Annotated in this window: 12 protein-coding genes and 4 tRNA genes; 7 read left to right on the top strand and 9 right to left on the bottom strand. The window is 56.1% G+C overall.

Annotation, left to right across the window (positions count from 1 at the left end; translation table 11 throughout):
- Positions 1-22: 22 nt before the first annotated feature.
- The 6 genes from ACW17M_RS20230 to ACW17M_RS20205 form a co-directional block, all read right to left on the bottom strand.
- Positions 23-98, bottom strand: a tRNA-Trp gene (locus ACW17M_RS20230).
- Between the two features lie 232 nt (positions 99-330).
- Positions 331-405: transfer RNA gene (locus ACW17M_RS20225), tRNA-Thr, on the bottom strand.
- A 13-nt stretch (positions 406-418) separates the two neighbouring features.
- A tRNA-Gly gene (locus ACW17M_RS20220) sits at positions 419-492 on the bottom strand.
- Between the two features lie 106 nt (positions 493-598).
- Positions 599-682: transfer RNA gene (locus ACW17M_RS20215), tRNA-Tyr, on the bottom strand.
- 119 nt (positions 683-801) lie between these two features.
- On the bottom strand, positions 802-1,641 hold the full coding sequence (locus ACW17M_RS20210) for a type III pantothenate kinase (protein ID WP_009288152.1): 840 nt from the start codon (positions 1,639-1,641) through the stop codon (positions 802-804).
- Positions 1,638-2,633, bottom strand: coding sequence for a biotin--[acetyl-CoA-carboxylase] ligase (locus ACW17M_RS20205; protein WP_457548011.1), 996 nt, complete (start codon positions 2,631-2,633; stop codon positions 1,638-1,640). Before ACW17M_RS20205 ends, ACW17M_RS20210 begins: the two co-directional genes overlap by 4 nt.
- A gap of 230 nt (positions 2,634-2,863) precedes the next feature.
- On the opposite strand from ACW17M_RS20205, the gene typA reads away from it, so the two are divergent.
- The 6 genes from typA to ACW17M_RS20175 all read left to right on the top strand — a co-directional run bounded on the left by typA (position 2,864) and on the right by ACW17M_RS20175 (position 10,382).
- On the top strand, positions 2,864-4,714 hold the full coding sequence (gene typA / locus ACW17M_RS20200) for a translational GTPase TypA (RefSeq protein ID WP_027958794.1): 1,851 nt from the start codon (positions 2,864-2,866) through the stop codon (positions 4,712-4,714).
- 260 nt (positions 4,715-4,974) lie between these two features.
- The gene (locus ACW17M_RS20195) at positions 4,975-6,420 is read left to right on the top strand and encodes a sodium-dependent transporter (RefSeq protein ID WP_039860221.1); all 1,446 of its coding nucleotides are present in this window, start codon (positions 4,975-4,977) and stop codon (positions 6,418-6,420) included.
- Positions 6,421-6,470: 50 nt separating this feature from the next.
- Entirely contained in the window at positions 6,471-7,241 is a 771-nt protein-coding gene (locus tag ACW17M_RS20190) for an ABC transporter ATP-binding protein (RefSeq protein WP_022520878.1), read from the top strand.
- 75 nt (positions 7,242-7,316) lie between these two features.
- Positions 7,317-8,036, top strand: coding sequence for an ABC transporter ATP-binding protein (locus ACW17M_RS20185; protein ID WP_022520879.1), 720 nt, complete (start codon positions 7,317-7,319; stop codon positions 8,034-8,036).
- 16 nt (positions 8,037-8,052) lie between these two features.
- The gene (locus tag ACW17M_RS20180) at positions 8,053-9,057 is read left to right on the top strand and encodes a branched-chain amino acid ABC transporter permease (protein ID WP_027958790.1); all 1,005 of its coding nucleotides are present in this window, start codon (positions 8,053-8,055) and stop codon (positions 9,055-9,057) included.
- Positions 9,057-10,382 (top strand): branched-chain amino acid ABC transporter permease, encoded by a 1,326-nt coding sequence (locus ACW17M_RS20175; protein WP_457548010.1) that lies wholly within the window; start codon positions 9,057-9,059, stop codon positions 10,380-10,382. Before ACW17M_RS20180 ends, ACW17M_RS20175 begins: the two co-directional genes overlap by 1 nt.
- 144 nt (positions 10,383-10,526) lie before the next feature.
- Here ACW17M_RS20175 and ACW17M_RS20170 read toward each other — a convergent pair whose 3' ends face one another.
- The 3 genes from ACW17M_RS20170 to ACW17M_RS20160 all read right to left on the bottom strand — a co-directional run bounded on the left by ACW17M_RS20170 (position 10,527) and on the right by ACW17M_RS20160 (position 13,232).
- Positions 10,527-11,507, bottom strand: a complete 981-nt coding sequence (locus ACW17M_RS20170) for a Fic family protein (protein WP_457548009.1) — start codon at positions 11,505-11,507, stop codon at positions 10,527-10,529.
- 151 nt (positions 11,508-11,658) lie between these two features.
- Positions 11,659-12,867: an ABC transporter substrate-binding protein gene (locus ACW17M_RS20165; RefSeq protein ID WP_022520883.1), complete on the bottom strand. Its 1,209-nt coding sequence runs from the start codon at positions 12,865-12,867 to the stop codon at positions 11,659-11,661.
- A 119-nt stretch (positions 12,868-12,986) separates the two neighbouring features.
- Positions 12,987-13,232: a hypothetical protein gene (locus ACW17M_RS20160; protein WP_041158911.1), complete on the bottom strand. Its 246-nt coding sequence runs from the start codon at positions 13,230-13,232 to the stop codon at positions 12,987-12,989.
- 116 nt (positions 13,233-13,348) lie between these two features.
- Here ACW17M_RS20160 and ACW17M_RS20155 point away from each other — a divergent pair, with 116 nt between their 5' ends.
- The gene (locus tag ACW17M_RS20155) at positions 13,349-14,152 is read left to right on the top strand and encodes a TlpA disulfide reductase family protein (protein ID WP_039860236.1); all 804 of its coding nucleotides are present in this window, start codon (positions 13,349-13,351) and stop codon (positions 14,150-14,152) included.
- Positions 14,153-14,190 lie beyond the last annotated feature (38 nt).

Below are 14,190 nucleotides of genomic sequence, written 5' to 3'. Positions count from 1 at the left end.
GACATACCAACCTGGGGAAGGTTGGCAGGCCAGGAGGGAATCGAACCCCCAACCTGCGGTTTTGGAGACCGCTGCTCTGCCAATTGAGCTACTGGCCTGTATCGTCGTACTGACTTTCTATCTTCGTACTTTCTAGACTTTCTAACGTCTATCTACTTTTTGCTTCTTACTTCTGTTAATAAGCGTCTTTTCGACCGCCTATACAACAGCGGGCGCCATGGTAGCGGAGAATCCCACACCTGACAACCCCTTCTTTACGCTCAAGCGTCACAAAAACCCACCCAAACGCAGAGACAAAAAAAGCGAGCTTCGCTCGCTTGATCTGCAATATGGAGCTCATGGACGGAATTGAACCGTCGACCTCACCCTTACCAAGGGTGTGCTCTACCCCTGAGCTACATGAGCTAAACACATCAACTGGAGCGGGCGGCGGGAATCGAACCCGCACCATCAGCTTGGAAGGCTGAGGTTCTACCATTGAACTACGCCCGCCGAACTTGCCTATAGAATGACAATCCGCTGCACGAGAAACAGTAGCTAACGCCCGCTTACCGGCTTTTCATTCCCAAACACTGAACAGTTCAGCGCCTGATAAACTTGGTGGAGAGGGAAGGATTCGAACCTTCGAAGCTTTCGCGGCAGATTTACAGTCTGCTCCCTTTGGCCACTCGGGAACCTCTCCAACTGTGGCGGCACATTATGCCAGCCTCCAAAACAGTGTCAAGCTAGATATTTACTTAATTTATCGTAGCTTGCGATGCCAGTGCATCTTCTGCCTGCCTTGGAACGCGCTGCATTCTGTCAAAGCAGCATGGAGAATGCAAGTGCCGCGCGAATCTTTTCTAGCGCTACCGGCTCAGGCACCCGCGGCGCACCCGACATTTTGCCCGCACGCTCGGCGAAAGTCATCGGAAAGCACGCCTCTAAGCCGCCATAAACCATATCCGGCCACACCGCATGAGGCACCTGCACTCCCCGTGAGACAACGCGCGCATCGCCCCCCGTCAACAGCATTGGCAGCGCCACACCCTCTTGATCGCACACTTCGCTATAAATGCGGTTAATGGCACTGACGGCGGCCATATAAATACCATGATTAACCGCATCAACGGTGCGTCGTCCTGGCTCCAGCAACTCATCGGCCTCACTTTCAGGGTCGATGGCCACATTGCGAGTACCCAGCTTCAGGCTCTCTTTCATCAGGCGAAGACCGGGGATAATAAAGCCGCCCAGGTGCTGGCCGCCTGGCAGCACAAAGTCGATAGTAATCGCGCTGCCACAATCCACCGCACAGCAACCGCCTGCTAGCTGATAGCCCGCCAGCGCCCCCATCCAACGATCGACACCTAAACGCCCCGGCTCTTCGTAGCCATTAACCACGCCTAGTGCCTCATGGGTTGAGTGCGCCACGTGCACATGACGCACCCGGCGGCGCAACAAGGCGACCGTCTCTTCCAGCACGGCTGCCCTGGCAACGCTTGATATACGCACCGCCTCGACCACGTCCAGGTCGGGAATATCAGCCCCTGGGCGCCACTCCTCCCGGGTCCACACAGCCCCGCGGGAACGTATCTCGCTACTCTCGGCATCCTTGAGCCGCCATTTAGACAGCGTGTTGCCGATATCCAGATCCAGAATCATAAACGCCTGCGCACGCTGATCTCACCGCCGGCTAGGCGTCGCGAGTGACCATTTTCGGCAACCCAGAGGTTACCACTCTCATCCACTTCTCCGGCAATCGCATCGCTGGTCTGCTGTCCTTGAATCACTCTAATCGGCAGCCCCGCATAGGCGTGACGCTGATTCCACGCATCCCGCCAGGCGGCAAAGCCATGTTGTTCAAAGTTAGCCAGCATCGCCAGCAGGCCCGACATTACGTCTGAGGCCAACTGATTACGCGAGATATCCGGCAGTCGCTCGAAAAGCGCCGCAACAGGTTGGTCGATGGCTGCCCGCTGGGCAGCGGGCAGCCAAAGATTCATGCCCATACCAATGACGACTTCGCAGGGGCCTGCGGCATCCCCGGTCACTTCGATAAGAATACCGGCCAGCTTGCCTAACTCGTCGCCTGGGCCATCACCCTGCTCGGAGAGCAGGATATCGTTAGGCCACTTAAGCTTCGGCGCCACACCATGCTGCTCAAGCACTTGGGCAACGACAACGCCTACCGCCAAGCTCAAGCCCTCCAGCACCGCAATACCCGACTCAAAGCGCCAGCCCAGCGATAGCATTAAGCTCTGACCCCAGGGCGTCGACCAGACACGACCACGGCGCCCACGTCCCGCCGTTTGCAGCTCAACCAGGCACACTTCGCCATGCCCGGCGCCCTGCTCAAAGCGTTGGCGCAGATACTCATTGCTGGAGGGTAACTGGTCCTCAACAAACAGGCGCGCAAGGTGGTGGCGCGCCTGTGCGGGCAGCCGCTCCACGATTTTGGCGCCCTCCAAGGGCTCCAGGCGCTGGGATAGCTGGTAGCCACGGCCTTTCACCGCCACTACCTCCACCCCTAGTGCTTCCAGTTTTTTTAACTGTTTCCACACCGCCGCACGAGAAATACCCAGCGCTTCACCCAGCTGCTCGCCAGAGTGAACCTCGCCATCGCTTAACAAACGCATCAGGTTGCCGATGGTCATGCTCCTGCCCCAGTGGGAAAAGCGCTAGTCTAGCGGATGGAGGTTCATGGCGAAAACATTCCTAGACCAAGGTTGATATGAGAGGCAGTAATATCAGCGAAGCCTTCGACATGGTAGAATGGCTATTGGACGCAAGCCCTGAGCCAAGATGGTCGGCAAATTGCCAGCCCTTGCGACCCGCATTTTCCGACCCGTGGACGAACGGGTGTTCACAAGAGTTCTCTCTCAGCATGCAAAACCAGCAAAACTCCAGCGCGGTTAATAACCTGCGCAACGTCGCGATCATAGCCCACGTTGACCATGGTAAAACCACACTGGTCGACAAGCTCCTGAGCCAGTCCGGCACCCTTGACCGTAAAGCAGAAGGTCAAGAGCGCATCATGGACTCAAACGATCAGGAAAAAGAGCGTGGCATTACCATTTTGGCCAAGAATACGGCCATTCAATGGCAAGACAGCCAAGGTAACGACTACCACATCAACATCGTGGATACGCCTGGGCACGCCGATTTCGGCGGCGAGGTTGAGCGCGTCATGTCAATGGTCGATTCGGTGCTACTGCTAGTAGACGCCGTTGATGGCCCGATGCCGCAAACCCGCTTTGTGACCCAGAAAGCATTCGCCCAAGGCCTGAAGCCGATCGTGGTGGTCAACAAAATTGACCGTCCCGGCGCACGCCCTGACTGGGTTATCGACCAGATTTTTGACCTGTTCGACAACCTCGGTGCGTCTGACGAACAGCTCGATTTCCCAATCATCTACTGCTCTGCCCTAAACGGCATTGCCGGTATGGATCCTGAAGAGCTGGCGGACAACATGGATCCCATGTTCCAGGCCATCGTCGATATCGTCGAGCCGCCGAAGGTTGAGCTTGACGGCCCCTTCCAGATGCAGATCTCTGCGCTGGATTACAACAGCTATGTAGGCGTTATCGGCCTGGGTCGCATCAAGCGTGGCGCGGTGAAACCGAACCAGCAGGTGTCGATCATCGGCGTTGACGGCAATGTGCGTAAGGGCAAAATCGGTCAGGTCATGACCCATATGGGCCTTGAGCGCGTGCAGACCAACGAAGCCACCGCGGGCGACATCGTCTGTGTTACTGGCATCGACGATCTGTCGATTTCGGATACGCTATGCGATCCGGCCAAGGTCGAAGCGCTGCCGCCACTGTCCGTCGACGAACCGACCGTTTCAATGACCTTCCAGGTCAACGATTCACCGTTCGCCGGTAAAGACGGTAAGTTTGTGACCAGCCGCAACATCAAGGATCGCCTTGATCAAGAGCTGATTCACAACGTGGCCCTGCGCGTTGAGCAGGGCGAAACCCCTGAGAAGTTCAAGGTTTCTGGCCGTGGCGAGCTGCACCTCTCGGTGCTGATCGAAACCATGCGCCGTGAAGGCTTTGAGCTGGCCGTAGGCCGCCCTGAAGTCATCATCAAAGAGATCGACGGTGAGAAGCAGGAGCCCTACGAAGAGGTCATCATCGACTGTGAAGAGCAGCACCAAGGCTCGATCATGGAAGAGCTGGGCTACCGTAAAGGTGAGATGACCAACATGCTGCCGGACGGTAAAGGACGGGTTCGCCTGGACTTCATCATTCCTGCCCGCGGCTTGATCGGTTTCCGTGGCCAGTTTCTGACCCTGACTTCGGGCACCGGCATCCTGACCAGCCGCTTTGATCACTACGGCCCGCTGAAGCCTGAAGCCTCTATCGAGCGTCGCAACGGCGTGTTGGTTTCGATGGTCGACGGTAAAGCCCTTGCCTATGCGCTGTATGCGCTGCAAGAGCGCGGCAAGCTGATTATCGATCACGCCACGGAAGTTTACGAAGGCATGCTGATCGGTATCAACAACCGCGCTAACGACATGGTGGTTAACCCCACCAAAGGCAAGAAGCTCGACAACATGCGCTCCACCGGTAACGATGAAAACATCGTCTTAACCCCGCCGGTTAAGTTCTCCCTGGAGCAGGCCATCGAGTTCCTCGACTCTGACGAGCTCGTCGAAGTCACGCCGGCGCACATTCGCCTGCGCAAAAAGCTGCTGAAAGAAACCGAGCGTAAGCGTTACAGCAAGAAGTAATCCGTTCCAAGCAGTCAGTACCCAAAAACCCGCGAAAGCGGGTTTTTTTATGCCTTGTTGCCACACTTCATGACCGCTCAATAGCTGCCAAGATACTTCCCTAAACGCAGCCTAAACGCTAATACGCTGGAAAGGTGCCGCGTTCTATCGCACAGTGACGCTAAATTCAGCGCGTCCAAGGCACGCTGACATCGCTACATTCATACAGGTGTTTGGATACTTACCCCCATCCTGACGCCCAAACACGGACACTCTTACCCATGAGCGGTCATAACGTCTGGACGCATAAAGGCACTTTTCTTCTCGCCGCCGTTGGTTCCGCCGTCGGTTTGGGCAATCTATGGCGCTTCCCCTACCTCACCGGTGAAAACGGTGGCGGTGCCTTTATATTGGTTTACGCACTGACGATCTTCGCCGTTGGCATACCGATTCTGATTGCCGAGATCATGCTGGGTCGCACCAGCCGCCAGAGCCCGATTATGGGTATGCGGCACCTGACCAAAACCCATGGCACCTCTCGGGCCTGGGAAACGATCGGCTGGCTGGGCGCTGCCTCGGCGTTTTTGATTTTAAGCTTCTATTCGGTGATTGCCGGCTGGGCGATTCACTACACTTGGCTGATGCTGACCGGCTCACTGGTCGGTGCCGACGCTCAGACCATTAGCACTGGCTTTGACGCACTACTGGCCGCCCCTGGCCTAATGACGCTCTATCACACCCTTTTCATTGCCGCGTCCGCGCTGATTGTCGGCATGGGGATTCATAAAGGCATCGAATCAGGCCTGCGCATTATGATGCCCGCGCTGTTTGTGATTCTATTGGTAGTGCTGGCCTACGGCGTAGTGAATGGCGATATAGGTGCCGCTGCCAGCTTCCTGTTTACCTTTAATATCGCCGACCTCAGCCTTGAAGGCTGGCTGCAGGCCATGGGCCAATCATTCTTCACCCTTAGCCTGGGGATGGGGGCAATTATGGCTTACGGCGCCTACATGCCCAGCGAGGTCTCACTAACCCGCACCGCCTTTGCTGTTGCCATCGTCGATACCGCCGTGGCGATGGTGGCGGGCCTGGCCATTTTTGCTCTGGTGTTTGGCGCCGGTCTGGAAACCGGGCAAGGCCCTGGGCTAATGTTTGTTACCCTTCCGCTGGCGTTTGCCGAAATGCCGTTTGGCGCTTTGGTGGGCGGGGTGTTCTTTATTCTGGTTCTCGGCGCAGCTATCAGTTCCTCTATTTCGTTGATCGAGCCCGTCGCGGCGTTCCTGGTGGAGCGTTTCGACATGACCCGCCCACAGGCCGTTACCATTATGGTGATTGCCGCCTGGGCAATGGGTCTGTTGACGGTGGTTAGCTTCAATATGTGGGCCGAGGGGACGATTTTCCATAGCCTGTTTGGGCGCAGTGCGTTTGAGTTTATCGAGCTACTCACCAATATATTTATGCCGGTGGGCGGCCTGCTGATAGCCCTATTCGCCGGTTGGGCGCTAACCCAGAGCGAAGTGATGAAGGAACTGGGCAGCAGCGTCACTTGGTTTAAATTCTGGCGGTTTCTGGTGCGCTTTGTGGCCCCCGCCGCCGTAGCCTTTGTGTTTTTACGCACCATTCCTCAGGTGGATGGCTATCTTATCCCCACCCTCGGCGCGCTGCTCATTATTGGTGCCTTTGCAGCCAGCCAGCGGTGGCTGAAAAAACCACGACAAATAACTTAATAACAGTGTGCAGGCGGCTTAATTAGCCGCCTGTATCGCGTGGAGACACCATGACCCCTCTTATTGAAGTACAGCGAGTCAACAAAGCGTTCGGCGGCCTACAGGTGATTAATGACTGCTCCATTCAAGTGGAGAAGGGCTCCATTACCGGGATGATTGGCCCCAACGGCGCAGGTAAATCAACCCTGTTTAATCTCATTGCTGGCGCCCTGACCCCTGACAGCGGCCATGTGCTGCTTGATGGAGAAGACATTACCTCGCTCAGCGCCGACCAGCGCTTTCATCGCGGCTTATTGCGCACCTTTCAGATCGCCCACGAGTTCAGCCAGATGAGCGCGCTGGAAAACCTCATGATGGTACCGCCCAAGCAAGCCGGTGAAGACCTTTTCAGTGCCTGGCTAAAGCCCGGCAAAGTGCAGCGAGAAGAGGCGGAGGTGCGCCGCCGCGCCCTGGAAGTCATCGACTTTGTTGGCCTGCACCATGTGCGCAACGAGCTGGCGGGTAATTTGTCCGGAGGGCAAAAGAAGCTGCTGGAGCTTGGCCGCACCATGATGACCAACGCCAAGGTAGTGCTACTTGATGAGATCGCCGCCGGGGTAAACCGCACCCTGCTGGGTGATTTGATCGGCAATATTGAGCGGCTCAACCGCGAAATGGGTTACACCTTTCTGGTCATTGAGCACGACATGGAGATGATTGCCCGCCTTTGCGACCCGGTTATCGTGCTGGCTCAGGGCAGTGTGATGGTGGAGGGGCATATCAACGACATCCAGAATAATCCTGAGGTCATCGAGGCCTACTTCGGTACAGATGCCGCTTAAACGTGACGTTTTCTCCCATTAGCCAATTAATATAATGATGTCGCTGCCAAGCGACCTTGCTGGAATACTTTGCTTATGTCATCAACAACCAGGCCATTAATCGACGCACGGGATGTGCACGGCGGCTATGGCGGCATGAATATCCTTAACGGGGTAAACATGACGCTGGAAGCCGATGAGGTCGGTGTTATCGTCGGCCCTAACGGGGCGGGTAAATCCACCATGCTGAAAGCGGTCTTTGGCCTGCTGCATGTTAATCAGGGCGAGATACTGCTTAACGGCCAGCCCATCCAAAACCTGCCGCCTAACCAGCTGGTGCAGCGCGGCATGGGCTTCGTGCCCCAGGAGAAGAACGTTTTCCCCAGCCTTTCGGTGCAGGAAAACCTGGAGATGGGCGCCTTTTTAAAGCCGCAAAACGTCAAGCGCATGCTCGCTCAGATCTATGAGTTTTTCCCACCGCTGTACGAAAAGCGCCGCCAGCCTGCCGGTGAGCTTTCCGGTGGACAGCGCCAAATGGTCGCCATGGGCCGCGCTCTGATGGCCGAGCCGAGCCTACTGTTGCTGGACGAACCCACCGCAGGGCTGTCGCCGCTGTATATGAATGAGATTTTCGACCGCGTCAAACAGATCAACGCCGCTGGCGTGGGTATTTTGATGGTGGAACAGAACGCCAAACAGGCACTCGCGATAGCCGATAAGGGCTTTGTGCTGGCTGCTGGCCAAAACCGCTTTACCGACACTGGGGCGGCACTGCTCGCCGACCCCGATGTCGCCAAAAGCTTTTTGGGCGGCTAGCCCCAGGGAGATAGACGTGAACGAACTGGTTTTTTTCATCAATAATGTGGTGATTTCGGGCAGCGTCAGCGGCTCTATTTATGCCATTGGGGCCATTGGGGTAACGCTGATTTTCAGCATTATGCGCTTTGCCCACTTCGCCCACGCCGACATGATGACCTTCGGCGCCTTTATGGTGCTGTTACTCACCACGCTATTTCCGGCGGCTGGCGCCAGCCTAGGTGTACCCACCGCCGTGTTAATGCTGCCGCTGGCAATGCTGCTCACCGCTGCTTTGGCCGTGGGGATCGATAAAACCTTCTATAAACCGCTACGTGCCCATGGTGTCAAACCGATTGTGCTGGTGATTGGCTCGCTGGGGGTCACGCTGATTCTGCAGGGCTTGATCCGTCTCTTTTCGGGCACCGGCGGGCAGAGTTTATATGTCGACGACCGTAAAGAGATCTTCCGTATTGCGCTGCCCTTCGAGGGTGCCCGGGCTCCGATTGTGGTTACCGAGCCGCAGATTTACCTGTTCGTGATTACCATCGTTGCGGTCGTCGCACTGCACCTTTTCCTTAACCGTTCGCGGTTAGGCAAGGCAATGCGCGCCATGTCGGATAACCCTGAGCTGGCCCAAGCATCGGGTATTAATACCAATACCATCGTGGCAGTGACCTGGATGATTGCCGGAGCGCTGGCGGCTATTGCCGGAACGTTGCTCTCCTTAGACGTTACCTTCAAACCCGATTTGAGCTTCTTTCTGCTGCTGCCCATTTTCGCCGCCGCTATTGTGGGGGGCGTTGGTCACCCTTACGGCGCCATTGCCGGTGGCTTTGTGGTCGGCTTTGCCGAGACACTGGCGGTGTTCAACTGGAACGTGCTGCTGCGCCCCTTCCGCGACAGCCTGCCCGCCTGGCTCGAGCTACCGTCGAATCTGGCCTTTGTGGGTACCGAGTACAAAATTGTGGTGCCGTTTTTCATTTTGGTAGCCATTTTGGTGTGGCGTCCCACCGGACTCTTTAAGGGCAAGGTGATCTAATGAGCAACTCAGAAAAAACGCGCAACCCTGCCTACACTCCCCAAGACGCCACGTCTGCCCGTCGCTTCCCGCTGCGCGAGCTGATTCTGTTTGGTGTGCTGCTCGTAGCGGTTTTGGCGGTCTACGCCATCATGGGCGCCGCCTACAGCACGCGCATGCTGGTAGAAGCTGCCTGCTACGCCATCCTCGCGCTGGGATTAACCATCCAGTGGGGCTATGCCGGTCAGTTCAACGCCGGGGTAATGGGCTTTGTCGCCCTGGGTGGCTTCTGTGCGATGTTTTTCAGTGTACCGGTCAACGATGCCTTCTGGGGCACGGCGCTACCCGGCGAATTTGGCCGCGTGCTGCTTTATGGCGCAGCCGCTATTGTATTGATTGTTGGCGCCAGCAAGCTGGATCGACTGGGCGTACCCAAGCCCCTGCGTACGTTTATCGCGGTGGTGCTGGGTGTGGTGCTTTACCTCGTGGTGATTAGCCAGCTGCGTGAAGTCACTGATGCGATTGAAAGCCAGGCAGGCTTCGTCGGTGGGCTGGGCTTACCGCCCTGGATCGGCTGGATTGTCGGTGGCGCGCTGGCGGGTGGCGTCGGCTACTTTATTGGCCATATCTGTTTGGGCTTGCGCAGCGACTATCTGGCGATAGCCACCCTCGGCATTGCCGAGATCATCAAGGCGTTTCTAAAGAACTCCGACTGGCTGACCCGCGGCACCGCTACGGTTTCCCCACTTCCCTGGCCCACACCGGGGCCTGCCGAACTGGGGTTTACGCTCTCACGAGCGATCTACCTTTCGTTTACGGCGGTGATCATCGCGGTAATCTTCTTTTTACTCAATCGCGCCTACAACGCCCCTTGGGGCCGTATGATACGGGCGATTCGCGACAATGAAGTCTCCGCTGCGGCGATGGGTAAGGATATCAACAAACGGCGTCTGGAAATCTTCGTGCTGGGCTGCATTCTGATGGGCTTGGGCGGCGGCATACTGGGCACCTTCAACAGCCTCTTTGATCCTCAAGGCTACCTGCCGCTCAACCATACCTTCCTGGTGTTGGTGATGGTGATCCTGGGCGGACCGGGCAATAACCTGGGCACCATTTTTGGCGCCGTGGCGGTGTACATTATCTGGATTATGTCCGAGCCCCTGGCGCTGTTCTTAATGCAGTTAGCGGTGGCCTTTGGCGAAGGCGCTTTCGGCTGGGATACACCAGGCAATATGGATAGCCGCGCCCTGCAGGCACGGGTGCTGGTGATTGGCTTATTGATCACCATGGTGCTGCGCTTCGCGCCCAAAGGGCTACTACCCGAGAAAATCAAAAGTCACAGTTGATGGGACAATTGATATGACCTATGAGCTAAGCCCGGCGCGCCAGATCTGGCGCGCTTTCGGGCAGCAACAGGTCACCAAGCGCCTTCAGTACGACAAGTTTTGGTAACAATCAATACTCGTATAACGAAAAGCGTGGGGTGGGGCTCACTCACTGATAATTTCCCAATGGCCCGACTTATCTGACCCTACTCTTTTCAACCTGCCCGCTTGCTGTAACTTGGCCATCGCACGGCCAATAGTACGTATGTCTTTCCCTGTGGTGTCGGCTATTTGCTGGCGAGTAATCGCCGGGTTGTGCTGAATTAACGCCATGATCGCTTCAGGTGTTTTTAGCCCAGAGACATTTACAGGGGCGTTTACAGGGACATTTACAGGGGCGTTTTGTACTAGTGTCTGAGCGATGACCGATAACATAAAATGAATAAAGGCCGTGCTCTCGGCTTGCTGATCCGCTTGTTCAAGCGCTTGGTAATAGCGCTGCTGGTTGTCTTTAATAACGCTTTCCAGCGGCAACGATAAAAACAGCGGATGCCATTGCGACAAAATCAGCGTTTGCCACAAGCGTCCCATGCGACCATTGCCATCGTTAAAAGGATGGATAAATTCAAACTCGTAATGAAATACACTGCTGGTAATTAAAGGATGGTCTTTAGCCTGTTTTAGCCAATGGGTTAAATCCGCCATTAGCCCCGATACCTGATGAGCAGGTGGCGCAACATGATGTACTACATTCCCTTTGTGGATGCCCACCGCTTTATGCCGAAACTCGCCAGCATTTACCAGAATATCCGACATCATCAAGCCATGGGCGGTGAGTAAGTCATTGATGCTATCAGGTTGCAGCTTGGGTAAGGCATCGTAAGCCTGAATCGCCCCTTTGACCTCAGCCAACTCGCGCACACTCCCCATCACGCGCTGGCCGTCTACAATCGCGGTGACCTGCTCTTCAGTCAGGGTATTGCCTTCAATCGCCAACGTTCCGGTAATGGTTTTAATGCGGTTTTGCTTGCGCAACTGAGGCGAAGCATCCAGTGCATTAGCGTTCAGTCTGCCCACTTGCTCGCTGATCTCTGCGACCAGATTGAGAATATCGGCGGTGATGGTAAACGGGGGTTTATAACTCATGGGTTTAATCATCCCCCCACACATTCAGAATTTAATTCTGATCCTATCACACGTGGAATTGCAGGGAAGATTAAGGACAACAAGGTGGGCCATGCCAAATAAAAAATGCCCGACTTAATAAGCCCGGCATTTTTAACACTAATGCTGAGAATTAAAGATCAACCTGACCTTTGCTGGTAAAGGTGCCGTCTTCCACAGCCATCTCGACCACCACGCCAGGCACGTCGCCGTTGTCATCGAACTCATGCGAGCCAGAGGCGCCTTCGTAGTTGATATCGGTACCTGCGGCAATCAACTCAACCGCTTTTTCCCACTCGCCGGGCAGAATGACCTCGCCGGGGGCGCTGGAAACACTACGCAGCGCTTCGGAAAGGCCTTCACGCTCCGCGCTGCCGTTCTGCTCAATCGCCAACGCGATCAGGAAAGCGGCATCGTAGGCCTGGGCGGCAAATACTGCGCTTGGATCGAAGTCAGCAGCTTCGGCGGCTTCGATAAAGATATCGGTACCGGGCAGGTCAGGGCTGCCGGGGCGCGTGGCGATCATGCCATCCAGCACGTCTGCACCGATGGCTTCAATAAGGCTATCGCCGACCATGCCGTCAGCACCTACGTACTGGGTAAACATACCGCTTTCATAGGCTTGGCGCAGCACGGTCTGACCCGAGGTGTCGGCGTAGGCCAGCACGACGAGAGTATCCACGCCACTGACTGACAGTGAGCCTAGCTCAGAGCGATAATCCGCGCGGTTATCTTCGTGGGCAAGGTTCTCAGTAATCTCACCTCCGCCGGCTTCAAAAGCAGCGCTAAAGGCGTCAGAAAGCCCCTGACCATAATCATTGTTGACATAAGTGACCGCCACTGCGTCGATACCTTTTTCAAGCAACAGCTTGGCAAGGATCTCGCCCTGGAAAGCATCCGACGGCACGGTACGGAAGACGAGATCATTATCGTCCAGCTCAGATACCGCAGGGGCAGTCGAAGCGGGCGACACCATCAACACACCACCGGGAATGGCGGCGTTATTAGCCGCAGCAATGGTCGCACCAGTACACAGCGCACCGACAATCGCGGTGACATTTTCAGAGTTCACCATGCGGTCGGCGGCGTTAGAGGCAGCCGATGCATCGGAACAGGTGGTATCACCAGACGGCATCACCAACGTTTGGCCATCTAGAATGCCGCCCTGCTCATTGATCTGCTCTACAGCTAGCTGAGCACCTTCAAAAATGGGTGGCGTTAAACTTTCGATTCCCCCGGTAAAGCCGCCCAAGAAGCCAACTTTGACCTCTGCCTGTGCGAACCCGGTCATTGCCAGGGTTGAGGCCGCCACAGCGGTGGCTAATGCGCGCTTATTGATCATATTATTTGTCGCTCCCAGTGTCGTAAAAAGTTGTGCAATTTTTTAGTGTGCCTCAGCGGACAATCGTTAAGGCTGCTATTAATCTGGAACTGGAACGGCAAAAACACAAGCAACGCTTTCTAACGCTCCTCGCCTTCCTCAAGGTATCGCCTGCGTTCAGCGAGCTGCTTTTGAAGGCGTTTGCGTCGGTAAAGCCGCACCAGCGCAATCGTTAACGCAGTGACCAGCATGGCGGCCAACACCACACCCTGCCAGGGGCGAGCCGCATTGCCCATCACCGTTTCCAGAGTCATTATCAGGATCAAGCCAATCGCCTGGGATCCGATCGCTAGCGCGCGCAGCTTATCGAAAGCGGGTGAGGGCATAACGTCTCCGTAATTTTCAGCTCAAATGATATGGTCTCCTAGTGTACCTGCTTCGCAGCATGCTTAACTGGGAACCCAAATTAAAAACCTACGTTGAAAACCTGAACGGGAAATCCATGAACGCCATTGCTCTCGGCCCGCTACTGATTTCGCTACCACGCCTGTACGCCGTTGGCTGCGCGCTGCTGCTACTGCTCTGCGCGCGCTTCTTGCTAGGGCTGCCTCGCCCGGCTCAGCAGCGCTGGTTTACCGGGCTTATTATTGTTTGGTTAGTGGGCGCTCGAGTGGGCCATATCCTGCTCAACCTGGATAGCTATAGCGCCGCCCCGCTTGAAGCGCTCAAAGTCTGGCAACCCGGCTACCATGGCCTGTGGGGGATGACGGTTGGCTTGGTATGGACGGCCTGGACGCTGCGGGCTCGGTTACTGGCCATGGGCGGAGCAATGGCCATGCTGATCGCCGCTTCCAGCCTATGGCTGGTGCTGGTCACCCTGGCGCCCCTGGGCAATGACTTTGCGGTTGACGCCCTACCGGAGATCACCCTTGAGGATGTGGAAGGCAATGACGTGCATCTGCCCTCACTGACCGACAACGCTGACCTGATTATCGTCAACCTGTGGGCGACCTGGTGCCCTCCCTGCCTGCGTGAAATGCCGCTGCTCGAGGAGGCCGCAAAACGCGATGGTGTCAGCGTGGTGGTTGCTAACCAAGGCGAAGACCTACTGCCCATGGTGCGCTACCTGGATGAGCAGCAGCTTGAATTTCGCTACGCCCTGCGTGACCCCAGCCAGCAGCTGATGGCGCTTTTTCAAGCACCGGGATTGCCCACCACAGTGCTGTTCGACGGCCAGGGGAACACCCTGGATATCCACGTTGGCGAGCTTACTCGCGCCCAGCTGGATCGCTGGTTACAAGATTGATGCCGATACACCTTAATCCCCCCGCTGCTTTGCGTTAG

Source organism: Vreelandella sp. 2A-K22 (genome assembly GCF_054065485.1).
Note: the sequence above shows the minus strand (reverse complement) of the source record. Positions and strands in the feature narration are given on the sequence as shown.

Bases quoted from the DNA above. Each gene is read 5' to 3' on its own strand.
- ACW17M_RS20165 (WP_022520883.1), bottom strand. From the start codon at position 12,867: ATGATCAATAAGCGCGCATTAGCCACCGCTGTGGCGGCCTCAACCCTG.
- ACW17M_RS20170 (WP_457548009.1), bottom strand. From the start codon at position 11,507: ATGAGTTATAAACCCCCGTTTACCATCACCGCCGATATTCTCAATCTG.
- ACW17M_RS20190 (WP_022520878.1), top strand. From the start codon at position 6,471: ATGACCCCTCTTATTGAAGTACAGCGAGTCAACAAAGCGTTCGGCGGC.
- typA (WP_027958794.1), top strand. From the start codon at position 2,864: ATGCAAAACCAGCAAAACTCCAGCGCGGTTAATAACCTGCGCAACGTC.
- ACW17M_RS20175 (WP_457548010.1), top strand. From the start codon at position 9,057: ATGAGCAACTCAGAAAAAACGCGCAACCCTGCCTACACTCCCCAAGAC.
- ACW17M_RS20210 (WP_009288152.1), bottom strand. From the start codon at position 1,641: ATGATTCTGGATCTGGATATCGGCAACACGCTGTCTAAATGGCGGCTC.
- ACW17M_RS20160 (WP_041158911.1), bottom strand. From the start codon at position 13,232: ATGCCCTCACCCGCTTTCGATAAGCTGCGCGCGCTAGCGATCGGATCC.
- ACW17M_RS20195 (WP_039860221.1), top strand. From the start codon at position 4,975: ATGAGCGGTCATAACGTCTGGACGCATAAAGGCACTTTTCTTCTCGCC.
- ACW17M_RS20205 (WP_457548011.1), bottom strand. From the start codon at position 2,633: ATGACCATCGGCAACCTGATGCGTTTGTTAAGCGATGGCGAGGTTCAC.
- ACW17M_RS20185 (WP_022520879.1), top strand. From the start codon at position 7,317: ATGTCATCAACAACCAGGCCATTAATCGACGCACGGGATGTGCACGGC.
- ACW17M_RS20155 (WP_039860236.1), top strand. From the start codon at position 13,349: ATGAACGCCATTGCTCTCGGCCCGCTACTGATTTCGCTACCACGCCTG.